The sequence below is a fragment of the Frankia sp. BMG5.60 genome, assembly GCF_059428125.1.
This window is the reverse complement of sequence record NZ_CM182091.1, coordinates 5,053,219-5,078,079: the sequence shown is the minus strand read 5'-3', so window position 1 is coordinate 5,078,079 and position 24,861 is coordinate 5,053,219. Positions and strand designations below refer to the sequence as shown.

At 73.9% G+C, this 24,861-nt stretch carries 15 protein-coding genes; 13 read left to right on the top strand and 2 right to left on the bottom strand.

Going from position 1 to position 24,861, the window contains the following annotated elements:
* Positions 1-74 precede the first annotated feature (74 nt).
* From panC to AC5R91_RS20860, 8 genes are all read left to right on the top strand, one after another.
* Positions 75-1,220 carry a pantoate--beta-alanine ligase gene (gene panC, locus AC5R91_RS20895; protein ID WP_495393017.1) on the top strand — a complete coding sequence of 382 codons (1,146 nt, stop codon included), beginning with the start codon at positions 75-77 and terminating at the stop codon, positions 1,218-1,220.
* 2 nt (positions 1,221-1,222) lie between these two features.
* Positions 1,223-1,735 carry an aspartate 1-decarboxylase gene (panD, locus tag AC5R91_RS20890; RefSeq protein WP_495393016.1) on the top strand — a complete coding sequence of 171 codons (513 nt, stop codon included), beginning with the start codon at positions 1,223-1,225 and terminating at the stop codon, positions 1,733-1,735.
* On the top strand, positions 1,732-3,432 hold the full coding sequence (locus AC5R91_RS20885; RefSeq protein ID WP_495393015.1) for an L-aspartate oxidase: 1,701 nt from the start codon (positions 1,732-1,734) through the stop codon (positions 3,430-3,432). The genes panD and AC5R91_RS20885 overlap by 4 nt, the downstream gene beginning before the upstream one ends.
* Positions 3,429-4,487 carry a carboxylating nicotinate-nucleotide diphosphorylase gene (gene nadC / locus AC5R91_RS20880; RefSeq protein ID WP_495393014.1) on the top strand — a complete coding sequence of 353 codons (1,059 nt, stop codon included), beginning with the start codon at positions 3,429-3,431 and terminating at the stop codon, positions 4,485-4,487. Before AC5R91_RS20885 ends, nadC begins: the two co-directional genes overlap by 4 nt.
* A complete protein-coding gene (locus tag AC5R91_RS20875; protein WP_495393013.1) occupies positions 4,487-5,239 on the top strand; it encodes a type III pantothenate kinase in 753 nt (250 codons plus the stop codon). The genes nadC and AC5R91_RS20875 overlap by 1 nt, the downstream gene beginning before the upstream one ends.
* A gap of 233 nt (positions 5,240-5,472) precedes the next feature.
* Positions 5,473-6,279 carry an SGNH/GDSL hydrolase family protein gene (locus AC5R91_RS20870; protein ID WP_495393012.1) on the top strand — a complete coding sequence of 269 codons (807 nt, stop codon included), beginning with the start codon at positions 5,473-5,475 and terminating at the stop codon, positions 6,277-6,279.
* A gap of 379 nt (positions 6,280-6,658) precedes the next feature.
* Positions 6,659-7,621, top strand: coding sequence for an IucA/IucC family C-terminal-domain containing protein (locus tag AC5R91_RS20865; RefSeq protein ID WP_495393011.1), 963 nt, complete (start codon positions 6,659-6,661; stop codon positions 7,619-7,621).
* A gap of 500 nt (positions 7,622-8,121) precedes the next feature.
* A complete protein-coding gene (locus AC5R91_RS20860) occupies positions 8,122-10,626 on the top strand; it encodes an ATP-dependent Clp protease ATP-binding subunit (RefSeq protein WP_495393010.1) in 2,505 nt (834 codons plus the stop codon).
* 69 nt (positions 10,627-10,695) lie between these two features.
* Here AC5R91_RS20860 and AC5R91_RS20855 read toward each other — a convergent pair whose 3' ends face one another.
* Positions 10,696-11,454, bottom strand: coding sequence for a sulfite exporter TauE/SafE family protein (locus AC5R91_RS20855; protein WP_495393009.1), 759 nt, complete (start codon positions 11,452-11,454; stop codon positions 10,696-10,698).
* Between the two features lie 288 nt (positions 11,455-11,742).
* On the opposite strand from AC5R91_RS20855, the gene AC5R91_RS20850 reads away from it, so the two are divergent.
* The 5 genes from AC5R91_RS20850 (at position 11,743) to AC5R91_RS20830 (ending at position 23,024) form a co-directional block, all read left to right on the top strand.
* The gene (locus AC5R91_RS20850; protein ID WP_495393008.1) at positions 11,743-13,161 is read left to right on the top strand and encodes a purple acid phosphatase family protein; all 1,419 of its coding nucleotides are present in this window, start codon (positions 11,743-11,745) and stop codon (positions 13,159-13,161) included.
* A 948-nt stretch (positions 13,162-14,109) separates the two neighbouring features.
* Positions 14,110-15,261: a hypothetical protein gene (locus AC5R91_RS20845; protein ID WP_495393007.1), complete on the top strand. Its 1,152-nt coding sequence runs from the start codon at positions 14,110-14,112 to the stop codon at positions 15,259-15,261.
* Positions 15,258-19,442 carry a hypothetical protein gene (locus AC5R91_RS20840; protein ID WP_495393006.1) on the top strand — a complete coding sequence of 1,395 codons (4,185 nt, stop codon included), beginning with the start codon at positions 15,258-15,260 and terminating at the stop codon, positions 19,440-19,442. Before AC5R91_RS20845 ends, AC5R91_RS20840 begins: the two co-directional genes overlap by 4 nt.
* A 243-nt stretch (positions 19,443-19,685) precedes the next feature.
* Positions 19,686-21,038: a PP2C family protein-serine/threonine phosphatase gene (locus AC5R91_RS20835; protein ID WP_495393005.1), complete on the top strand. Its 1,353-nt coding sequence runs from the start codon at positions 19,686-19,688 to the stop codon at positions 21,036-21,038.
* A gap of 87 nt (positions 21,039-21,125) precedes the next feature.
* A complete protein-coding gene (locus tag AC5R91_RS20830) occupies positions 21,126-23,024 on the top strand; it encodes an NAD-binding protein (RefSeq protein WP_495393004.1) in 1,899 nt (632 codons plus the stop codon).
* Positions 23,025-23,096: 72 nt separating this feature from the next.
* Here the strand turns inward: AC5R91_RS20830 and AC5R91_RS20825 are convergent, their stop codons facing one another.
* Positions 23,097-24,737 (bottom strand): hypothetical protein, encoded by a 1,641-nt coding sequence (locus tag AC5R91_RS20825; RefSeq protein ID WP_495393003.1) that lies wholly within the window; start codon positions 24,735-24,737, stop codon positions 23,097-23,099.
* Between the last annotated feature and the right edge of the window lie 124 nt (positions 24,738-24,861).

Here is a 24,861-nt window from a genome sequence, read left to right as displayed (position 1 = left end):
CGCGGCGAGCATTGCGGGCGAGTTACAGTGGCGCTCGACGTCCGGTACCCCACCCGAGGACTGGAACGGAAACCATGAGCATCGTCTCCTCCGCCGCGTCCGACCGCGCCCCGCGCTCCGGCCGGCCCACCGGTTCCGCATCCGCCGTCTCGCCTTCAGCGACCGCCGCGCCCACGGTGACCGCCGAGCCCGCGGTGACCGCCGAGCCCGCGGCAGCGGCCAAGCCCACGCCGGCGGGCGCCGAGCCTCCCGCAACGGCGGCGCGGCCCACCGCCATCCCCAGCCCGGCGCCGGCGCCGGCCGGACCCGGCCGGCCCGTGCTGGCCCGCGACCGGGCCGAGCTGCGGGCCGCCCTCGTCGCGCTGGACCAGGCGGCCGGCGCGCACCCGCGAGCCGCCGCCGCGGGGCCCGCCCGCGCGGCCTCGCGGCACGGCCGGCCGGTCCGCGCCGTGGTCATGACCATGGGGGCGCTGCACGAGGGGCACGCCAGCCTGCTGCGCGCGGCCCGCGCCCGGGCGGACCAGGTGGTCGCCACGATCTTCGTCAACCCGCTGCAGTTCGGCGCGGGCGAGGACCTCGACCGCTACCCGCGCACGCTCGCCGCGGACCTCGCGGTGTGCGCCCGGGAGGGGGTCGACGTGGTGTTCGCCCCCGCGGTGATCCACGATCCGCCGCCGCTGGTCCGGTTCAGCGCCGGCCCGCTCGGCGCGGTGCTGGAGGGGACGTCCCGCCCGGGCCACTTCGACGGGATGCTGACCCTCGTCGGGACCATGCTGCACCTGGTCCATCCCGACCTGGCGTTCTTCGGGCGCAAGGACGCCCAGCAGCTCGTCTGCATCCGGCGGATGGTCGCCGACCTCGCCTTCGACGTGACCGTGATCGGGGTGGAGACGGCCCGCGAGCCCGACGGCCTGGCGAGGTCGAGCCGTAACGTCTACCTGACCTCCGAGCAGCGGACCGATGCGCTCGCGCTGTCCCGGGCGCTCGCCGCCGGCGCGGCGGCCAGCGGCGGCGGGGCGGCGGCGGTGCTCGCGGCGGCGCGCGCCGTGCTCGACGCGGCGGACGGCGTCGACGTCGACTACCTCGAACTGGCCGGCCCCGAGGACCTGGGGCCGGTGCGCGGCGGCCCCGCGCTGCTGCTCGTCGCCGCCCGCGTGGGCACGACCCGCCTCATCGACAATGTCTCGCTCATCCTCCCCACCGACACCCAGGGAGCCTGACCGTGCTGCGCACCATGCTCACCGCCAAGATCCACCGGGCCACGGTCACCCAGGCCGACCTGCACTATGTGGGCTCGGTGACGATCGACGCCGACCTGCTCGAGGCCGCCGACCTGCTCCCCGGCGAGCAGGTGACGATCGTCGACATCAACAACGGGGCCCGTCTGGAGACGTACGCGATCGCGGGCCCGGCCGGCAGCGGCGTGATCGGCATCAACGGCGCGGCGGCCCGGCTGGTCCAGCCCGGGGACCTCGTCATCATCATCGCCTACGGGATGATGGACGACGCCGAGGCGCGCCGGCACGTCCCGAGGGTGCTGTTCGTCGACGCCGAGAACCGGATCATCGGCCGCGGGCACGACCCGGCCGAGGCGCTTCCCGACGATCCTTCGAGCCTGCGCGGCGACGTCGCCGTGCCGGCCAATCCGGTGACAGCCGCCGCCCGCCGGGGCACCCCGGTCCAACAGGTCCCCGTCGCGGTCGCGGCGAGCCGGACGGTCGTGGCGCCCCGGTGATCATGCTGCCGTGCCGGCTCGGCGCGCCGCGTCCAGGGTGGAGCCGCGCCGCGGACATCGTCGTGATCGGATCGGGGATCGCCGGCCTCACCGCGGTCCTGCACCTGCGCCGGGAGCTGCCCGCGGCCCGGGTCCTGCTGGTCACGAAGGCGCATCTCGACGCCGGCTCCACCCGGTGGGCGCAGGGCGGGATCGCCGCGGCGCTCGCCGCCGAGGACTCCCCCGCCGATCATCTCGCCGACACCCTCGTCGCCGGCGTCGGCCTGTGCGACCCGGACGCCGCGCGGGTGCTGGTCGACGAGGGACCGGCCCGGGTGCGGGAACTCGCCGAGCTCGGCGCGCGCTTCGACCGGGCCGACGACGGCTCGTTCGCCCTCACCCGCGAAGGCGGCCACCTGCGCAACCGGATCGTCCACGCCGGCGGCGACGCCACCGGGCTGGAGGTCGAGCGGGCCCTGATCGCCGCGGTGCGGGCCGATCCGGCGGTCGAGGTGATCGAGAACGCCCTCGTCCTGGACCTGCTGCGGGATGCCGACGGCCGGACGGCCGGCGCGACCCTGCACGTGCTCGGCGAGGGCAGCCGGGACGGCGTCGGGGCGGTCACCGCGCCCGCGGTCGTGCTCGCGACCGGCGGGATGGGACAGATCTTCGCCTCGACCACCAATCCGGGCGTCTCCACCGGCGATGGCGTGGCGCTGGCGCTGCGGGCCGGTGCCGTCGTCGCCGACCTGGAGTTCGTCCAGTTCCACCCGACCGCGCTGTGGCTGCCGCCGGCGGCCTCGGCCCAGGTGGGCGCCCAACCCGGCGGCCAGCAGCCGCTGGTCAGCGAGGCGATGCGCGGCGAGGGCGCCGTCCTCGTCGACGCCGCCGGACAAAGGGTGATGGCCGGTGCCCACCCGCTCGCCGACCTCGCCCCCCGCGACGTCGTCGCCAAGCAGATGTCGCGGGTGATGGCCGCGCAGGGGGTCGAGCACCTCTACCTCGACGCCCGGGGGCTCGGGGCGCAGACGATCGAGCGGCGCTTCCCGTCGATCACCGCCCGCTGCCGCTCCGTCGGCGTCGATCCGGTGACCATGCCGATCCCGGTCGCTCCGGCCGCCCACTACGCCTCCGGCGGGGTGCGCACCGACCTGTGGGGCCGCACCACCGTCCCCGGCCTGTACGCCTGCGGGGAGGTGGCCTGCACCGGGGTGCACGGCGCCAACCGACTGGCGTCGAACAGCCTGCTGGAGGGCCTGGTCTTCGCCGCCCGCATCGCCCAGGACATCGCGGGCGCCGAGCACGCGGGCCGGCGCCGGGACGCGGTGCCGGCCGCCCCGGTCGTCGGCCGGGGCAGCGGGCTGACCGATCCGGCCGAACGCGCCGAGCTGACCCGGGCGATGACCGACGGCGCCGGGGTGCTGCGCAGCGCCGACAGCCTGCGGGCGACGGCGAAGGTCCTCGCCGGCCTCGGGGACCTTAGGGTCAGCGGCGCGACCGTGACCGCCGGCCCGCCGGCCTGGGAGATGACCAACCTGCGTACGGTCGCGACCGCGCTGGTCGCCGCCGCCGCGACCCGGACGGAGACCCGGGGCTCGCACTGGCGGGAGGACTTCGGCGACCGCGACGACGAGCACTGGCTGGGCCGGATCCTGACCCGGCTCGACCCGGAGGGGGAACTGATCATCAACGTCGAACCCATGCGGCCGGCGCCGTGAGCGGGACCGACGTACAGGGGCAGACCGACGGGCACGGCTGGACCGAGGTGCACGGCTGGACCGAGGCGCACAGCGGTCGGCTGTCTCCCGCCACCCGCAGCGCGCTGGCCGCGGCCGGCCTCGACCCCGAGGGCGTCGTCGCGGTGATCGGCCGGGCCGTCGCCGAGGACCTGCCGAGCTGCGAGCCGGACGGGCCGGGCGGCCGAGCCGGCGCGGTCGACGCCACCTCCGAGGCGACTGTCGACGCCGCCCTGGTCGGACACGGGGCCCTGGTCAGCCGCGCGGCGGGGACGGTCGCCGGGCTGCCGGTGGCCGCGGCCGTGTTCGAGAGCCTGCTCGGCCGGTCCGTGACCGTCACCCTGACCGCCCGCGACGGCGACACCGTCTCCCCCGGCTCGACGGTGGCCCGGGTCAACGGCCCGGTCCGGGGCCTGCTCACCGCCGAGCGCACCGCGCTGAACCTGCTGTGCCACCTGTCCGGGATCGCCACGCTGACCCGGGCCTGGGTCGACGCCGTCGCCGGGACGGGCGCGGCGATCCGCGACACCCGCAAGACGCTGCCCGGCCTGCGCGCCCTGGAGAAGTACGCCGTGCGCTGCGGCGGGGGCAGCAATCACCGGATGTCGCTGACCGACGCCGCCCTGATCAAGGACAACCACGTGGTCGCCGCCGGCGGGGTGGCGGCGGCCTTCGCCGCGGTGCGGGCCCGGTTCCCGGGGCTGCCCGTCGAGGTCGAGTGCGACACCGTCGACCAGGTCGCCGAGGCGGTCGCCGCGGGGGCGGACCTCATCCTCTGCGACAACATGACCCCGCGGGACCTGCGGGCCTCGGTGGCCCTCGCCCGGCCGGCGGGGGTGCGCCTGGAGGCCAGCGGCGGGCTGAGCCTGCGGGTGGCCGCGGACGTCGCGGCCACCGGGGTGGACTATCTTGCGGTCGGCGCCCTGACCCACTCGGCGCCCGCTCTCGATCTCGGCCTCGATCTCGATCCCGGCCGGCAGTCGGGACCGGACTGCGCGGGCCCGGGCCCGGCGGGCCCGATCGTGGAGGAGTCCTGATGCTGCTCGCCATCGACGTCGGCAACACCAACACCGTCGTCGGCGTCTTCGACGGCGACGACCTCGCCGACTCCTGGCGGGTCCGCACCGATCCGCACGCCACCGCCGACGAGCTCGTGCTGCTCTACCGCGGGCTGCTCGGCGAGCATCGGATCACGGGCGTGTCGATCTGCTCGACGGTCCCCGCGGCGCTGCGGGAGCTGCGCCGGATGGTGGTCCGCGCCTTCCGCGACATCCCGGTCGTCATCGTCGAACCGGGTACCCGGACGGGGGTACCGATCCTGATCGACAACCCCAAGGAGGCCGGCGCGGACCGCATCATGAACACGCTCGCCGCGCATCACCTGTACGGCGGACCGGCGATCGTCGTCGACTTCGGGACCTCGACGAACCTGGACGTGGTCTCGGCGCGGGGCGAGTTCATCGGCGGGGTGCTCGCGCCCGGCATCGAGATCGCCCTGGACGCGCTGGCGTCCCGGGCGGCGCAGTTGCGCAAGGTCGAGCTCACCCCGCCGCGGTCGGTGATCGGCAAGAGCACCGTCGAGGCGCTGCAGTCCGGGATGATCTACGGGGTCGCCGGCCAGGTGGACGGGCTGGTCCGACGGATCCGTGCCGAACTCGGCGCGCACGCGACCGCGATCGCCACCGGCGGGCTCGCCTCGCTCGTCATCAAGGAGAGCGAGACGCTCGACCGGCACGAGCCGCATCTCACGCTCATCGGTCTCCGCCTGGTCTTCGAGAAGAACATCTGATTCCGGCCCCGGCGTGATTCGTCCGGCGAGCGGCGGACGAATTCTCCACCGGGCGCTGGTCGGGCAACCGACATCCCGCCGGATCCGCGGTGCGCGACCGGTTCCACCGGTTACGATTCCAAGCTATGCGGGACCGATCCTCGGGGGCTTGGTCGGGTGGCGGGCCCGGCCGGGCCGGGCGTCTCATCCGGCCCTTCCTCCTCACGCTGTCGACGGTATTTCTGTATACCGCCGTGACCGCGTCGTCCGGATGGAATGCACCGGCGTCCGCGGCGGCGCGCCCCCGCACCCTGGCGGTGCTGGGCGACTCCTACTCCTCCGGCGAGGGCAATCCGCCCTTCGATGTGCTGACGCCCCGCTGTCGGCGTAGCAACCAGGCGTGGCCGCGACAGCTCGCCACCATGGAGCCGCCGACCACCGTCGCGCTGTTCGCCGCCTGCGCCGGGGCGACCACGGACGCCCTCAACGAATCGTTCAAGGGCGAAGTGCCACAGCTCACCCAGTTGCGGCGGCTGAACACCGCCCCGGATGTCGTCACCATCACCATCGGCGGCAACGACGCCGGTTTCAGCAACGTAATCCTGAGCTGCTACGCCTGGAAGTGTTTCTGGGATGGCAAGGACAAGCGCGAGCGAAATCTCATCACCAAGGAACTCCCGGACGTCCTGAGCGCGAACTATGCTGCGGTGAAGGCGGCGGCGCCGCACTCCAGGATCCTCGTCGTCGGATATCCCGACATCTTCCCGAGCAGTCAGCGCAAGAACACCTGTAAATGGCTGAGTAATACCGAACGACGCCAGCTCACCAACCTGAACAGCCAGTTGAACCGGGTGATCCGACGGGCGGCGGCCGACGCGGACGTGGAGTACGTCGCGACCGACCGGGCGCTGCGCGGCCACGAGATCTGTACCAAGGACTCCTGGGTGGCCCCGATCGGCCTGCTGGCGCCGGCCCGCGACCTCAGCGCGCACCCGACAGCCCGCGGCCAGCAGGCCATCGCCACGGCGGTCGACCGCTACCTCGCCGCCGACCGCCACTGACGCCGCCAGCCGCGCCGCGAGCCGTCCTCGGCCGCCCTCAACCGTCCTCAGCCGTCCCCAGCCGTCCTCGGTCACCCGTTCGGGCCGCCGGTCCGGTCCCAGTGCCCCGCCAGGCCCGTGCGACCTGCGGTTCGGCACGCAGAGGCGGCCTGTGGATGCGCGACGCGACGGGCACGAGGAGAATCGGGCACAGCGCGCAGTCGAGCCCGGCCAGGTGGCCACCTGTGCCGTGTACGCCGCGGGACGGGGAGTCGGGTCCGACCACCCGATGCGAGACAGCCGTGGCATCGCGTGAGTATTGACAAAGGTGGACATAAGGCCCGGATCATGCCCTGGTCGGGTAAGTATGTCGGTGTGGCCACAGTCATTTGACAGCAGGGTGAAGGTAGCCTTACCTAAGTTCATGCTCGTGCCCCTGCCGACCTCCGCAACGCCGCGGGAGCCGGCCTCCGACGGCGGATCCTCGACCCCCCGTTCCTCCCGGGAAGCGAGTGAGCCGGCCGCCCAGAGGATCGTCCCGCGTAACCTCGCCGACGTCCTGCAGCCCCGCAGCCTGTCTTACGGCGTGCCGACCGGCCCCGGCTGGGCCGACTGCGCCTTCCTCGCCGGGCCACGCGGAGTGGCCCGGTCGATGGCCCGGATCACCCGGTCTCATCCCGGTGCCAGCCCCGAGGTCGCTGCCAGCTACCTGGCCAACTGGTACTCGGCCGCCGTCGTCGCCCCGGCCGTCGCCTCCTACGTACTGCTGCGTCGAGTGCCGGACCTGACCCCGGCGCGGATGTCACTGCGGACGCTCGACAGCGGCTGGTACGACCGGACGGCGCTGCATCGATCCACCGGGACGGTGCTGGCCGATGCCCGGGCGGCCGAGGGCGCCGACCCGGCGAGCCCGCACGACGACGGGCCGGACCGGGTGGTCGATGGTCTCGACGCACTGCGGGGGGCCCTCGTGGACGAGGTCCTCACCCATCTGAGTCCGTTCGTCCACGAGCTGCGGGCGCGGGTCCGACTCGGCTACCCGGCCCTCTGGGGCGCGGTGGCCGCGCAGTGCGCCCGAGCCTTCCTGCTGACCGAGCGGGCCACCGGGGACCCCGACGCGGGCCGGCAGGAGGCGGACGCCTTCTTCGAACGGGCGGCCCCGACGATGCGCGCCCGCCCGCGTTGGCACGAGTTCGTCCATCGCGGCCGGCCCTACACCGGGATGCGCTGTGGATCGTGCTGCCTCGCGCACCGCCTCGGCGACGAGTACTGCACGACCTGCCCCTTCACCGACGACACCGAACGGGAGCGGCGCATGCGCGCCTGGATAGACACGCAGGGTAATGGAGGTCTTGCGGTATGACTCGCGCTCGGCACGCGGTTCCGCGCTGGCGCACGTAAAGTGGCTATAGGAAGGCGTTGAGTCTGACAATTGCAAGATCTTCAAAGCCTTGACGCCGAAAAGTAACATCTAAATCACAAAGCGATGTGCATGTGGCGCCAATCACAACAGAAGGCACCCCGCCATCGACTACCGTCGGTAGCGACGAGGGAGAGCCAGCCCGGGCGGGAGACCGCCTGGCGGGCGGATCCCACCGCCCCGAGGGGCGGGCGGCGACGGCGCCGCGCGGCTCGAGTCGTTCTGCTCTTGGCGGAACGACGTGACGGAATCATGGCTGGTCGGCCACGGTTGCCCTAGGCGTCTCCGCTGGTCGGACCGGCAGTTGAGCTGGTCCTCCGTCCCCGACGAAGTGGACGGAGCCGGCGGGTAGGTTTCTGTTCGATGCGTGAGGACATGCCTCGGCGGAGCTAGCATGCGGATACCGGCTGTCGTGTGGTCGGTCGCAGCTCGAAGGAGCGCACATGTTCGAGAGATTCACCGACCGGGCACGTCGGGTCGTCGTCCTGGCTCAAGAAGAGGCCAGGATGCTCAACCACAACTACATCGGGACCGAGCACATCCTGCTCGGCCTGATCCACGAGGGCGAGGGCGTCGCCGCCAAGGCCCTCGAGTCCCTCGGCATCTCCCTTGAGGGTGTGCGGTCTCAGGTCGAGGAGATCATCGGCCAGGGCCAGCAGGCACCGAGCGGGCACATTCCGTTCACCCCGCGTGCGAAGAAGGTCCTGGAGCTGTCGCTTCGGGAGGCCCTCCAGCTCGGCCACAACTACATCGGGACCGAACACATCCTGCTCGGCCTGATCCGCGAGGGCGAGGGCGTCGCCGCCCAGGTGCTCGTCAAGCTGGGCGCGGACCTCAACCGCGTGCGCCAGCAGGTCATCCAGCTCCTGTCCGGCTACCAGGGCAAGGGCGAGACGGCGACCTCCGGCGCTCCGGCCGAGGGCACCCCGTCCACGTCGCTGGTGCTCGACCAGTTCGGCCGCAACCTCACCGCGGCGGCGCGCGAGTCCAAGCTCGACCCGGTCATCGGGCGCGAGAAGGAGATCGAGCGCGTCATGCAGGTGCTGTCGCGCCGGACCAAGAACAACCCGGTCCTGATCGGCGAGCCCGGGGTCGGCAAGACCGCCGTCGTCGAGGGCCTGGCGCAGGCGATCGTCAAGGGCGAGGTGCCCGAGACCCTGAAGGACAAGCAGCTCTACACCCTCGACCTCGGCGCTCTGGTCGCCGGTTCCCGCTACCGCGGTGACTTCGAGGAGCGGCTGAAGAAGGTCCTCAAGGAGATCCGCACCCGCGGCGACATCATCCTGTTCATCGACGAGCTGCACACGCTGGTCGGTGCGGGCGCCGCGGAGGGCGCGATCGACGCCGCGTCGATCCTCAAGCCGATGCTCGCTCGCGGTGAGCTGCAGACGATCGGTGCCACCACCCTCGACGAGTACCGCAAGCACCTGGAGAAGGACGCCGCGCTCGAGCGCCGCTTCCAGCCGATCCAGGTCGCGGAGCCGTCGGTGGCGCACACCATCGAGATCCTCAAGGGCCTGCGCGACCGGTACGAGGCGCACCACCGCGTCTCGATCACCGACGCCGCCCTGGTCGCCGCCGCCTCCCTGGCCGACCGGTACATCTCGGACCGCTTCCTGCCGGACAAGGCGATCGACCTGATCGACGAGGCCGGCTCGCGGATGCGCATCCGCCGGATGACCGCGCCGCCGGACCTGCGCGAGTTCGACGAGCGCATCGCGGGTGTCCGCCGGGACAAGGAGTCCGCGATCGACGCGCAGGACTTCGAGAAGGCCGCCTCGCTGCGGGACAAGGAGAAGACCCTCCTGTCCGAGAAGGCGAAGCGGGAGAAGGAGTGGAAGGCCGGCGACATGGACGTCGTCGCCGAGGTGGGCGACGAGGAGATCGCCGAGGTGCTCGCCATCTGGACGGGCATCCCGGTCTTCAAGCTCACCGAGGAGGAGACGGCCCGTCTGCTCCGCATGGAGGACGAGCTGCACAAGCGGGTCATCGGCCAGCAGCAGGCCATCAAGGCCGTCTCGCAGGCGATCCGGCGCACCCGCGCCGGGCTGAAGGACCCCAAGCGTCCCGGCGGGTCGTTCATCTTCGCCGGCCCGTCCGGTGTCGGTAAGACCGAGCTGTCCAAGACGCTCGCCGAGTTCCTCTTCGGTGACGAGGACGCGCTCATCCAGCTCGACATGTCCGAGTACATGGAGAAGCACACCGTCTCGCGGCTGGTGGGCTCCCCGCCCGGATACGTCGGCTACGAGGAGGGCGGCCAGCTCACCGAGCGGGTGCGGCGCAAGCCGTTCTCCGTCGTCCTGTTCGACGAGGTCGAGAAGGCGCACCCCGACGTCTTCAACACGCTCCTGCAGATCTTGGAGGACGGTCGCCTGACCGACTCCCAGGGCCGGCTGGTCGACTTCAAGAACACCGTTCTGATCATGACGTCGAACCTGGGCACCCGGGACATCTCCAAGGGCCCCGGCATCGGCTTCGCCACCGGTCAGGGCGCCGTCGACTACGAGCGGATGAAGGCGAAGGTCCAGGACGAGCTCAAGCAGCACTTCCGGCCGGAGTTCCTCAACCGGATCGACGACATCATCGTCTTCCACCAGCTCTCCGAGAACGAGATCATCCAGATCGTCGATCTCATGCTGGCCCGGGTGGACATCCAGCTCAAGAACAAGGACATGGCTCTCGAGCTGACGTCGGCCGCCAAGGCGCTGCTGGCGAAGAAGGGCTACGACCCCGTGCTCGGCGCCCGGCCGCTGCGCCGGACGATCCAGCGGGAGATCGAGGACGTCCTGTCCGAGAAGATCCTGTACGGCACGCTCAAGCCGGGCGAGATCGTCGTCGGCGACGTCGAGGGCGAGGACGAAGAGGCCAAGTTCGTCTTCCGCGGCGAGACCAAGCCGAACCAGGTGCCGGACGCGCCGCCGGTCGACCTCGCCAAGTCCAGCGAGTAGCGCCAGCGGCGCGTCACCAGCGCCGCCTGGAGCACGGTTGAGCCCCGGAGCCCCACCAGGTTCCGGGGCTCAGCCGTAGGCATCCCACGCGAGGCTCGCGGCGAGGCCGAGCGCGGCCAGCCCGATGAGCACCCGCAGGATGTCGCCCGGCAGCCGGCGCACGATCAGCGGCCCGACCGCGCCGCCGATCAGCAGACCGACGGCCAGGGGCGCCACCGCGGCCCAGCGCACCGGGCCGAACACAGCGAACCCCGCCGCCGCGACCAGATTCGCGAAGCCCGACGACACGTTCTTGATCGCATTGACCCGGGCGAGCGGCTCAGGGATCGCCACCGCGAGCACGGCAAGCAGCGCCACCCCGCCGCCGGCGCCGAAGTAGCCCAGGTAGATCCCGGTTCCGAAGACCGCGGCGAGGACCGCCGGGCCGCCCTCGGCCGGCGCTTCGGCCCGCCGGGCGAGGATCCGGGGCTGTGCCCACAGCAGCACGGCCGCCCCGGCGATCAGCACCGGCACCGCTCGTTCGAACGTCCGCTCCGGCAGCGTGAGGAGCAGGACGGCGCCCACCGCCCCGCCGGCGAGGGTCATCGCCGCGAACCGGGCGACCCGGTCGGCCTGGCCCGCAAGCTCGGGCCGCGACCCGGCGGCCGCGCCGACCGCCACGAACAGCAGCGCCGTCGTGTTGGTGACGTTCGCCGCCAGCGGCGAGAGCCCGGTCGCGAGCAGCGCGGGGTAGGAGACGAGCGACGCCAGCCCCGCGACGGTGCTGGTGACGCCGGCCAGCACGCCGGCACCCACCAGCAGGGCGATGTCGGCGGCGGTCAGGGTCACTCCCCGGTGTCACCCGTCCCCGGGACGGCGGGCGCAGGCGGCGTCACCCGGACAGTAGGGGATCACGGGTCGGGCTCCGGCGGCCGTGCAACGTCGGCTACCCCACACGACGTTCGGTCGATGGGCGGCCGCGGGCCATGGCACCATGCTTGTGGTCGGCAATGAGACCAGCTCGGGTGAGACCAGCTCAGGTGGGACCAAATCGGGCGGGACCGGATCGGGCGGGACCGGATCAGGCAGGACCGGATCAGGCAGGACCGGGTCGGACAGCAGGCGGGGTCGGGTGGAGTGACGGGCGGTGCCGACGACGCCCACGGCGTCCATCTCACCTTCGGCGCCGAGCCGGCGACGGCCATGGTCGTCTCCTGGCTCACTCGCGGCCCCGTAACCCGGCCGGCGGTGCGCTGCGCAGCCCGATCCGGCACCGGCGGCGAGCCGGTCCCGGCGACCACCCGCTCCTACCGGGACGCGCGCACCGGCGAGCAGGTCTTCGTCCATCACGCGGTCCTGACCGGGCTCGAACCCGCCACGGACTACGCGTTCACCCTCGAGCACGACGGCCGCCCGCAGGCGACGGCTGGCTCGTTCCGCACGGCGCCGGGCTCGCGGGCCGCCTTCGGCTTCACCTTCTTCGGCGATCAGGGCACCGACCGGCCGTACGACCCGTTCGGCTCGCCCGCCTCCGGGTACGCCGTGGCCGGCGTCGAGCGGTGCGCACCGCTGTTCGCGCTCACCGGCGGGGATCTGTCCTACGCCAACCAGCGTGAGGACCCGGTACGCACCTGGTCCGACTGGTTCACGATGATCAGCCCGTCCGCGGGGTCACGGCCGTGGATGCCGTGCGTCGGCAACCACGAGATCGAGCGGGGGAACGGGGCGCTGGGGCTCGCGGCCTACCAGACCTACTTCGAGCTGCCGCCGAACGGGGACGAGGGCTACCTCGCGGGCCTCTGGTACGCCTTCACGGTCGGGGCGGTCCGCTTCGTGGTGCTCAGCGCCGACGACGTCTGCTACCAGAACAGTGGCCCGATCTACCTGCGCGGGTTCAGCGCCGGCCGGCAGACCGCCTGGCTCGCCCGGACGCTGGAGCAGGCCCGGGCCGACCCGGGCATCGACTGGATCGTGGTCGCCATGCACCATGCGGCGCTGTCCACCTCGGCCGATCACAACGGCGCCGACCTGGGCATCCGGGAGGCCTGGCTGCCGCTGTTCGACCGGCACGGAGTGGACCTCGTGCTCTACGGGCACGAGCACCACTACGAACGCAGCCACCCGGTGCGGGGCACCGTCCCGGGCAGCCGGACCCTCGCCCCCCGATCGGTTGCGGGGGCGGTCCGGTCCGGCGGCGCCGTCGTGGACACGTCGGCGGGCACGGTCCACCTGATGGCGGGCACCGGAGGCTCGTCGTCGCCGTCCACGGACACGCTGCTGGATCCGCCGGCCGGACGGATCGTGGTCGGCGTCCGTGACCCCGAACCGGGGCGCCGGCACCGGTCCGCCGTCCGCGAGCTCGAGGACGCGGCCTGGTTGGCCTTCCGAGCCCCCGATCACCCCTACGCCTTCGCCGGTTTCGAGGTGGATCCCGGCGAGCCCGGCGGGTTGACCAGCATCCGGGTCACCGCGTACGACTCGGGTTCCCCCGACCCGGTGCCGTTCGACCGGGTGACTCTGGTCCGACCCAGAACCGACGCGGCGCCGACCGGCTGACGCCGGGAGCGGCCGGCGGACGTCCGCCGGCAGTTGACGTCCGCGATCTGTCGACGTCCGCGACCTGTCGACGTCCGCCGTGCGGTCCGAAGACGCCCATGGCGGAGAATGCGGAACCCACCGGGGTGCGCCCCGATCGGCGATCTTCCGATCGTTCACCGCTCGCCTTCGGTGCCGAAATATGTTCCGGCCGCGCCGCCGACCCGAATTAACGTCACGCCCGGTGAAGAAGGTTCCCCGCGCCCCGGCAGGACGAGGTGATCGCACCCGGTCCCGAGCTCCTTTCCCCGGACAGTCCGGCCACCCCGGCGGTGACCGCCGGACATCCCGCGGAACATCGAACCGACATCAACGCTGCAACGTCCGCCCATCTTTGCCGGAAACCCCGGCACGATGTTCGGAGCAGACGTATGTGACGACATCCGCGCCGATCATCGACCTCCTGCGCATGGCGCACCGCAAACGGGAAGAACGTGCTGCACATGCCGCTGCACGCGGCGCCTGCCCTCGGCTCCGTCACGCGGCGGAGCCGAACGGAATTCCCCCTGCCGGCATGGTCGCTCCCGGCGGCGGCGCCCGGAGATCCAGCCGCTCGGGCCGGGATGATTTTTTCGGACTTCCGCTGGACCGACCGGGGGTCCGAGGAATAACTTTCGCCAGTAGGCGGTAATCGGTCGACTACACGATCATTGTCAACTTCGGCGCACCGAGGGGACGTCCATTGTCGGGGAAGCAGCGGACGCCGGATGAGGGCAGCCCGTCCCGCCCATGCGCCGAAACCCGGGCACCCATTATGCGGGAGCATTGCCCGACAGCAAATCAACAGCAGCCCCGATACCCGTCGAAGGTCGATCTCGTACCGGCATACCCGACGCGGAGGAATGAACGTGCGCGGGGCCGGTGGAATGCTTCGACGCGGCGCGGGACGGCCTTCGCCCGGAGCCGTCGGTGAGCGCCGCGACCGGCCCGGTTGCCACCCTGGACCTGCGCTCGGGCTGCCGGCGGCGGGTGGCGCGACGCCCCTGGGCTCCCGGCACCCTGCGAACCCTGCTCACCCGACGCCTGCGGTTCGACATGGGCGCCGCGGAACGGCTGCTGATCGTCGACGAGGCCCGCGCGGCAGCGGCCCACCAGGCCGGAGTGGCTGCGCTGACCACCGGGCGCCCCGCCGAGTCGGTGCTGCTCGTCCTGGTGGGGCCGGTGCCGGGCGAGATCACCGCGCCCGGGACACGCGGAGCCCCGGTGTCGGCGGGCACGAGCGGCGGCCCGTGGCGCGGCACCGGTGCCCGGGACGAACCGTTCGGCGCCGTGCCGGGCGAGGAGACGCTCCCGGACCTCGACGCCCCCTACAACCCGGCCTTCTACGCCTTCGCCGACGACACGGCCCCTGCCGGCGACCCGGCCTTCGTGGACGACAGAACCTTCGGCGACGACCCAGCTTGGGTCGACGACCCAGCCTTCGCCGACGACCCAGTCTTCGCCGACGACCCAGCCTGCGGCGACGACCCAGCCTGCGGCGACGACACGGCCTTCGCCGACGACACGGCCTCTGTGGACGGCAGTGCGCCCACCATCCCGGCGATCCTCTGGGTCGGCGCGGTCGAGGGCAGACCGTCGGCCGCCGCGGTGGACTCCGCCGGGCCGGCGCTACGGGTGCTGCTCGACGCGTTGCGCAGCCCCGAGGTGTTCGACGAGGTCACCCACGCGGTGTCCGCCATGCCCGGCTGCCTCGCCTTCCCCGGCATCCGCGCCGTCGTCGGCCGGCACCCCGGCGAGTTGCTGCGCGGGTTGCAGGTCGGGGCCACCGCCAGGTCGGATGACCTCGCCGATGCGGCGGCGGTCCCCGAGCTTGCCGACGAGGGGCAGTTGGCGCTGCTGGATCCCAGACCCGAGGCTGCGGCGGTCATCACCTTCGCGCCACGGGTTGCCCGCCCGGAGCCGGCACCGCCGGAGGCGGACAGCGCCGGCCCGGCTGACCCGGTCGGGCCGGCCATCAAGATCGTCTGGACCGCGGCGACGATGCTCGCCGGCGTGCTGCGGCTGACCCCCGCGCGGGACGCCGACGTGCTGGCAGTCCTCTTTCCGGGCCTGCAACCGTGAATCGCGCCGCCCCCGCGGCCGCGGACCACGCCCCCTCGGCGCGGGACGACACCTCCGCGGTGACCCGCATCGACCAGATCGTCTACGCCTGGTCCAGGCGGACGCGGGCCGGCGCCGAGGGCTACTTTCCCATCGCAAGCTCGCTGAGCTCCGCGGCGACCCGTTCGTGGAACGGCCTGCTCGCCGCCCAGGTCGAGGCGGGCGACAGCCCCGTCGACCAGCCGCCGCCCGCGCTCGCCTACGTCGTCGGCGCACCCGACCGGCCCGTCCGGGACGATCCGGACGACGTACCGGACGCCGCGCTCGTCCACCACGTCCACGTGGCCGGCCGAAGCGGCGCCGGTAGCGGCCGGCTACGGGCGCACGTCCTGATCGGGCGGGCCGACTACCTGACCGAACGGGTCGCGCTGGCCCTGTACGCGGCCGGCGGGGCCACGGCCGGCGGCGCCCGGACCACACCGCGGCTGAACCCCCTGCACCTCGACGACCTCACCGCGCAACGACGGGCCGGCGAACGGACGCTGCGCCAGGCCGCCCGGGCCGCCGCCCGGCGCAACCGGCTGACCGTCCTGGTCTCCGCAGCCCTCACCTGGTCGTGGACGGATCGACCGGTCGTGGTGTCACACACCGGCTCGGACGAGGCCGTCACGCTGATGTGGGCACTCGTCGAAATGCTCGAAGAGGTGCTCCCCTACCGGCTCACCTTCTCCATCCACGCCGCCCCGCCCGCTCCCCGTCCCACATCGCCCGCCGCCCTCGCCACCGGTGCGAGGCATGAGCCGGCGGACGAGCCGGCGTGGGCGTCGAGCGGCCCGTCGGCCGCGGGCCACGGACCGGCGGCATCGGCCGGGGCGGCCACCGGCGTGGGTCGATCCGAGCCGCGGTTCCGGTTCGTCCCGGTCCCGCCCGAGCTCGGGCCCGGCGCCGACCCTGCGGCGATATACGTGGATCCCCGCATGGCGCCGCCGGTCCCCCCGGCCGTCTCCGACGCGGCCCACCTGCTCGTCGGCGTCTACGGGCGGGGCGGGATCCGCGGCGTCAGCGACCTGCTCGCCCAGGTCGGCGACGAGGCGTTCCGGCCGCACGATCCGGAGCGCTGGTGCCGCCGGCTGGTGGCGACCGGCGGGCGGGACGCGGCGGTGGCCGAATCAGGCGCGCAGCCGGGCCCCGACCCGGCCGGCTCCCTCACGGCCGACCGCCACCCGATCGACCCCCACCCGATCGACCGCCACCCGATCGACTCCCACCCGATCAGCCCCCGCCCGATCGGCGAACCGTCCTCGAGCTGGGAGGCCTCACCGGCACGGCCGTCCCCGGGTCAGCCCGCACCGTCACCGGCGGATGCGCGATCACCCGCGGCGGCGTTCGCGGGGCGAGGGACCGCCGGGCAGGCGCACGCGGTCGCCGAGCACCTTCACGACGCCTACGAGCGGTTGCTGGCGCCGGGAGGCGCCGTCGGGGACGACGCCGACCCGGCAGGTCGCCTGATCGCGATCCTGGCCCACCCGGTCGGCCTGCCCGCCGACCTGCCAAGCGCCGAACGACTGCGCGGGCAGCTACACCGCATCGCGGGCCGACTGACCGTTCCGGGTGCCTCCGGCCGGCCGCCGAGATCGCCGGCGGGGCAGGAGGCACGCACCGGGCCGGCATCACGTGAGCAGGGCCGCGCCATGATCGTAGCCGGCGTCCTCGACCGGCTGGGGGAGACGGATGCGGCCGATCGTGCCCGGGTCGCCGCGGACGTCGAGGCCGCCGTCGTCGAGGAGCAACGGCAGGTCGAGGGGGCACTGACCGCGCTGGCCGACGATCTCGCCGCGCTGCGCGGTCCGTCGCCCACCCGTGGCGCCGAACAGTCGATGCGCCGGGCGATCCCGCCCCTCACGGCCGGCCTGGAATCGGTCTTTTCGTCCTACCGCCTCGCGACGGCCAGCGGCCGCGCGCGGCGGCTCGCCACCGAGACCCTCGACGCACTGCGCGCCGTCCGCCCGGCCGCCCCTGCGCCCACCGCCGCCCCGCCCGACCTCACCGCCCAGCCCAGCCTCACCGCCCAGCCCGACCTCACCGCCCAGCCCAGCCTCACCGCCCCGCCCGCCCTCACCGCCCAGCCCGACCCCAGCGTGCGACCGGACGTCTCCGTCACGAGCCGGGAGGGCGGCGGCGCCGGAGACGACCTCCCGGCCGGAGCGGAGACCGGCTTCGAGGTGACGGTGACGGTCCTGCCGCCGGTCGCCGCCTCCCCCGCAGCGGCCGCCGCCGCGCACCGGCAGGAGCTGGAGCGAGCCGCCCGGGCCGCGGTCACCCGGCACGTCGCGGCGGCCTACCGGACGGAGTGGTCGTACTGGGACGGCCGGCTGCATCCCGTCGACCGGCTGCTTGCCGCGCTCGGCGTGCCGCTGGGGGTCTCGCTGGCGCAGTCGGGTCCCGATCCGCTGGCCGATCCACTGGAATCGCCCACCGAGCTGCGTGAACTCGCCGCGCTGCGCGACCTGTTCGGCCCGCTGTGCCCGCCGGGCTCCCGGTCCCGGCCGCAACCTGACCGCCCACCTGGTCGGCGCGCCAACGTCCTGGCCCGCGCCGCCAGCGACGTCACCCAGGCAATCACCCGGCTGGCACCGGACGCCCACCTGGCGGAGGTGAACCGGGCGGCCTACGTCGCCGCGGTCCATACCGCCGTCGCGGAGATGCATCGGCAGATCGTGCAGCTACTGGCCGGGCTGGTCGCGGATCTGGCCGCCCTGCCGGTCGCCACCGAGGCCGGCCCGGACCGGCCGGACGAGGGCCACCGCACCGCGCGCGTGCGGGACCTGCTCGCCTCCGCCCTGCGGACCGTGTTCGACCGGTTCGGACTCCCGGAGGGGTTCGCGTTCGCCGACGCCCTGGCCGACGAGCTGGCCTGGCTGATCGCCGGCGCGGCCCTCCCCGCGGCAGCCCTCCCCGCGACGGCGTTCCCTCCGGCGGCATTCCCTGCGACGGCCGCCTACCCGGCAGACTCGCCGCAGTCCGGTCCCGCGGCCGAATCGGCGGCACACGACACGCCGGTGGCCGGCCACGCCGTGTCGGCGTGGACCGCGGGACAGCCCGCCAGCGGGTGGCCGGCCGAGTCGCCGGCCGCGGCGGTGGTGCGGCTGCTGCGGGAGACCCGATCGTGGGGAGCCGACGCCTTCCGGATACTCGTCCTGTACGCCCCGGGCTGGTACGGAGCCGAGGACATCCGGTATGCCATCGCCGCCGCCGTGGCGGCCGGGCCGGGCGGGTTCGGGCCGCCGGGAGCCGACGACGGATCCGGGCTCCTCGCCGCCGGCGCCCGACCCTTCTTCGAGCGGCTGGCGACGGCCCGACCGGGCGGGGGCCAGGTGATCGACACCGTTGCTCGCGTTCTGGACCTGTACGCCCGCGGCGAGAACGGCCAGGCGCACGGCGAGGACGGCCAGGCGCACGGCGAGGCACACGGCGGAGGTGGCGAGACTCGGCGCGGGGGCGGCGAGGACCGGGCGGCGAGCGCGAGGCAACAGTCGCGGCCCGCCTCGTCCGCGGCGGAGCTTCACGCCCTGGGTGCCGAGCTCACCGCGCGCATCCCGCCGACCGCGGCGGCCCCGCAGGATCCGGCGGTCGCGTTCCTCGACGCGTGCGCGTCGGGCCGGCCCGACGCGGCCCGGGTCTTCGGCCTGCTCGTCCGGTACGTGCCGAGCTGGGACGATGCCTGGGACCTCTACGAGGCGATCTGGAGCTGGGGCGCGCCCCAGCGCAGCGGCAGGGCGTCGCCCGAGCCACCCTCGGAGGCGGAGCTGAGCGTGGCGGCGGAGCGGTACTTCCGCCACGCCCAGCGCGCCGACGGCGGCGACGGCGACGGCGACGGTTTCGGCCCCGGCAGCGCCGACGACTACGCCGCGGAGGCCTACGGCGCAGCGGCCTACGGCGACGGGGCCTACGGCGGCGAGGTCGGCGGCGGCCCGTATGCCGCCGACCTGGAACGCGTCGTGCGCCGGCTGGTGGCGCTCTACCTTCCGGACGATCCACGCCTGCGGGCCGCCCACGAACTACCCGGCTTCGTCGAGTCCCGGGTCACCGCCGAGATCGCCGCAGGTGGCGCGGCCCCGCGTCGGCGGCGCTCCTTCGGGCTCCCCGTGTTCGCTCTCACCTTGGCCGCCGCCGTACTCGCCCTGCTCGTCGTCGTCCGGTGACAGCACCGGTCGCCGGGCCGCCGAGCGACGACCGCGAGCCCGCCCGACCGGCAGGACGATCACCGCGGCTGACCCGTTCGCCCTACTCGGCGTCGGTGGAGTCTGGAACAATGACCAGCACTTGTGTCGGTGTCGCGACACACCCGGGGTTCTCGGTGCGTCGGTGCCCTTGGGTAAGAAGGAAGACGGCTGGCGACACGTCCCGACAGCGTGATCGTGACTGGTTCGGCGAGGACGGAGGCCATGGGTAGCTCGCTGGTGCCGATCATGCTCATCGTGGTGCTGCTGGTAGCCCTGGTGATCTACTTCGCCCTGAACAACCGACCAGTTCGGCAGGGAAGCCAGCGCCGCAGCCGCGGCTTGGACCATCAGCGGCATCGATCCGGTACGGTGCCGCTGCGAGACGGCTCTGACGCCGCCGCGCCGGACGGGATCGTGCCGGGCTTCACCGAGCCGGCGCCGAGCCCCCCCGCCGCACAGACGGCCGACGACCCGAGCGACGGCCCGGAGGCGGGCTCGTCGTGGGGAGGGGATGTGACCACGCAGGTTCCAGTCGGGGGGGAGAACAGTCGCGATCCCGACGCGACCGGTTGGACTCCGCCACCCGCCGTCCCGCCGCACCAGGCACAGTCCTTCGAGGACGAGCGGGAGGACGCCACCCGCTACTACGACCCGCAGACCGGCGACTATCCGATCGCGCCGCCCACGACGACCTTCGTCGCGCAGTCGGCCGCGGTGGGAGCGGAGCCGGCGGGGGGCCGGGCGGCCGCGGGCGACCCGCGGTGGGAGAGCACGCCGACCGCGACCACCTATCCCAACGGCGCTCCCGACGCCGCCGCCGCGCCGCGGGAGCAGGCTGCCGACCTGATGGCGACCGAGCCCGAGCAGACCACGGCCGCCCCGCTGCGGCTGGCCGCCGCCGGCCGGACCCGCCGGGGCAAGCGCGGCGGTCCCAACGAGGACGCCTTCGTCGTCGTGGACGGCCTGCTGGCGGTCTCGGACGGCGTCGGCGGGGAGGCCGCCGGCCAGATCGCCTCCACGCTGACCGTCACCACCGTGGCCGGCTTCCGACCGCAGTACGCGGAGGATCCGCTGGAGGGGCTGCGCAGGGCCGTGGAGCGGGCGAACCGGGTGGTCCGCACCCGGGCCCGGGAGGAACCGACCTGGCTGGGCATGGCCTGCACGCTGGACGTCGTCATCCTCGGCCGGCAGCACAACACCGGCGAGTACCTCACCGTCGCCCACGTCGGCGACAGCTCGGTGTGGCTGCAGCCGGGCCGGGGGCGCCCGCGGGCGCTGACCACCCCGCACGCGATCCGCAACGGCCCCTTGCTGAACGCCGTCGGCCTCGCCGACGAGATCGAGGCCGACATCTTCAGCGAGCCGGTCCGAGCCGGCGACCGGGTCGTCCTCGCCAGCGACGGCATCACCAAGGTGATGACGCCCGAGCAGCTCGACGGGCTGCTCGGCGAGCTGGGCTCCGAGCCGCCCGAGCGGGCCGCGGATGCCCTCGTCGAGGCGGCTCTGCTGGCCGGCGCCCGTGATGACACCACCATCGTCGTCGCCGATCTGGTATCCGAGCCCACCTCGCGGTGAGCCCGGTCGGACGTCCGGCGCGGCCACGGCGCAGCCGGCGTCGGCGGTCCCGGTCCCGCCCCCGGCAACCCGCCCGGGACGGCCACGGTGATCGGCCGCGGCGCGCCCGGCGGCCGGGGCGGGCGCGCGGGCCTGGGGCATCGGCTGGAACGCTGGGCGGCCCGGCCACTGCTCGTCGCCGGCCGGGTGGCCCGCTGGTTACGCCGTCACCTGCTGGGGACGTTCGCCGTCCTCGGGGTGGTCGCGTTCAGCCTCGGGCTGATCGGGATGTACCGGCATTTCCGCAGCGAGCCGGCGATGTTCAGCTGGCCCAACATCGTCTTCTTCACGGCGACGCTCTTCCTCGCCGACGGAACGGTCTTCCAGGACGGCGGGAAGTTCCCGCTGACGCTGGAGATCGCGCGGTTCCTCGCGCCGGTGGCGACGGCCGTCGGGGTCGCCGACGGCGTCAGTACGATCTTCGCTCAGCGCTTCGAACGGTTCCGGGCCCGCCACGCCCGCCATCACGTCATCGTGTGCGGCACCGGCCCCACGGCGTCGGCGCTCGTCGACAAGCTCTCCCGGTCCAAACGGGTGGTGCTGGTCGCCGAGGACGCGGAGCGGGAGTATCCGGACGCCGAGCTGCCGCCCGGCCTGCTGCGGGTCGTCGGTGACCCGGTGGAACCGCTGGTGCTGGCGAAGGCCGGCGTCGCCCGTGCGGACGTGGTCTACGGCTGCCTGCCGGACACCTCGTCGAACCTGGCCATCGCGCTGGCCGCCCGGCGCCTCGCCGCCGATCGGGCGGAGCAGCCGCTGCGCTGCCTGGCCCAGGTGGGCGACCTCTCCCTGATCCCGCACCTGCGCGCCCGGCGGATCGGGCTGAACGACGACAGCGGGTTCCGGCTGGACTTCTTCGCCGTCGAGGTGCTCGGCGCGCACGCCCTGCTCAACCGGTACCCGCCGAGCTGGGCCGCCCCGGAGCCCGGCGCGGCACCGACCGTCGCGCCGGCGCCCCTGGTCGTGCTCGGGCTGTCCGGCCTCGGCCGCGCCCTGGTGATGGAGCTGGCCCGCCGCTGGCGGGCCCTGGCCGGCGCGTCCGGGCCGCTGCTGCCCATCGCCGTGGCCGATCCGGCGGCCGAGGAGAAACTCGCCGCGCTGCGTGCCCGGGAACCCGCGCTGGCCCGCGTCGCGCTCACCGCTCACGACACCCCGCACGGCGAGCTGCCGCCGGCCGTCACACAGGCGGATGGTCCGCAGGGGTCGCCCGAGTTCGTCTACGTCTGCCAGAGCGACGAGGAACGGGCGCTGCTGTACGGACTGGACGCCGCGCAGGCCCTCAACGACCGGTTCGGCGTCGCGCGGACCACGGTCATCGTGCGCACCGGGCGGCAGCGCAGCCTGCAGGACGTCTTCGGCCGGCCGACGTTCCCCCGCCCCACGACCCCCCTGCCGGGCCCGCTGCTGGAGGACCTCCAGGGGGGCGTGCGTTTCTTCGCCGTCAACGACGAGGCGCTTCCACTCGACCTCGGCGACACCGACCTCATCGAGCGCTTCGCCCGGGCAAGCCACGAGCGCTACCTGGAGACGGAACGCCGCCGGGGCAACGCGATGGGGGCCAGACGGGCGATGGTCCCGTGGGCGGAGCTGCCGGACGACCTGCGCGACTCCAACCGGGCGCAGGCCGCCCAGTTCGGGGAGGTCCTGCGGGCACAGGCGCTGATGCTGATGCCGGCCGGGGAGGCCGACGCCGACTTCGCGTTCACCGTGGGGGAGATCGACGAGCTCGCCCAGCAGGAGCACGAGCGGTGGCGCCGGGAACGCGAGGCGAAGGGCTTCGCCCTGGGGCCGACCCACCAGGACGGCGCCGACCGGCGCCACCCCGCGATGGTCGACTGGTCGGCGCTGTCCGAGACCGACCGGGAGCGCGACCGCGACGTCATCCGCAGCCTGCCGGCGATCCTCGCCCACGCGGGGCTGCGCATCGTCCGCCTCGAAGAACCCGGCTGACCGCTGGCCCGGCCCAGACCCCGACCCAGACCCCGGCGCCGGCGCCGGCCCCGGACCCGGACCCGGACCCGGTCAGGAGATGCGCTGGTCCACGGGGCAGTCCAGGGCGCTGGCCCGGGTCAGGCCGTCGACCGAGAGCCGGGCGGACAGGCGCACCGGCCCGGACGCCTCGGTGAGGATGCCCGTCCAGCCGCCGGCGGCGCGGAACACGCACGCCCGCCCCTCCGACAGCCGCCAGTAGGGCGTGTAGTGGACGAGCACGGTGGCTACCCCCGGCGTGCGGAAGCGCACGGCCACCGAGCTCACCCCGAGCTCGGTGAGGCTCGCCGGCCCCTGCACCAGACCGGCGGAATCGGTGACGAGCCAGACCTTCCAGTGCGGGTTGTGCCAGGCGAGCTCGAGGTAGGGCAGGCCCGCCCGCAGCAGTTTCGCCTCCGCGACGGCGGACGGGTCGAGCTCCACGTCGGGCAGGGCGACATAGCGGATGCCCCGGGCGAGCAGCCACTCGTGGTAGGTCTCGGCGTTGAGGCTGCCGTCGTAGAACAGCGCGTTGTACTTGCTGTCGAGCTGGCGCAGCCAGCCTCGGGCCATCGGCACGCTCGGCGCCACGAAGCGCGCCTCCCAGTGGGCCCGGGTGAACGGGACCTCGACCCGGCCGGCCGGCACCGGCGCGCCGCGGTCGAGGTAGTCGAGCAGCTCGGTGTAGTACCCGGCGGACGAGGACGGATCGCCCTGGGTGAGCAGCGCGCCGTGGATCGGGCCGATCTGCCAGCCGATCAGCGGGATCGCCACGATCGCGAGCACCCGGCGGCGGTCGGCGAGCAGCAGCGCCGCCGCGGGGCCGGCCAGCAACGTCGCCGGCCGGGTGATGTTCCCCCCGACCTGGGAGGGGATGAAGAAGAACACCGCCGCCGCGGCCGCCCACAGCAGCAGGCCGTGGCGGATCGCCCGGGCACCCTTCGGGACCACCAGCAGTCCCACCGCGATGAGCGCCAGCAACGACAGGAAGGTCAGCGCCGGGAACGGTTGGTAGCCGTCCTCGGGGAAGGCGAGCGCGACGACGATGCCGGCACCGGCGCCGGCGAACGGCAGCACGCGCCGCCAGCCGATGGTCAGCAGCAGCGCGACGCCGACGAGCAGCACGAAACCGGCGGCCAGAGGCGAGGCCAGCGACGACAGCACGGCGCCGGCCCAGGTCAGCTTCGTCCGGCGCTCGCGGGCCCCGAGCAGCGCCAGCGCGCCGAACGCCATGCCGAGGGCGAACGGCATCCGCCCGACGACGAGGTTCGACACCGTCGCCACGGCGAACCACACGAGGACGAGGTCCTGCCCCGACCGCCGGCCCGGCCCACGCAGCAGCCGGGTCACGATCACCGTGGAGGCGACGCAGGAGATCGCGCCCAGGAGCTGCACCCCGAGCAACGCCCCCAGCGGCGGGAACAGCACACTGTACCCGGGTATGGTGTGGCCGCCGTACCATTGATCGTCCCAGAGGACCGCCCCGCCGTGGCGGAACAGCCACACCCGGTATTCCTGGGCGGGGGTGTCGGGGCCGGTCACGCCGAGCCCGACGCACAGCAGACACAGGGCCGCGGTCAGCGTCCAGGGCCACCGGCGCACGGCCGCGACGAGGACGAGCAGGCCCCGCACGACCGGCCCGTGGTGCCGCGGCGGCTCGAGGGCGATGAAGGGGGTCTGGGGCAGTGGAGCCACGCGAGACTCGGTCTCGCCCGCCGGCACCGCCACGGCCACGGTCGTCGGCCGGCTACCGCGCGTGGCGTCGACCGGGGAACCGGGCGCCGCGAGCGCTGTCACCCGCGACCTCCCAAGACACCGA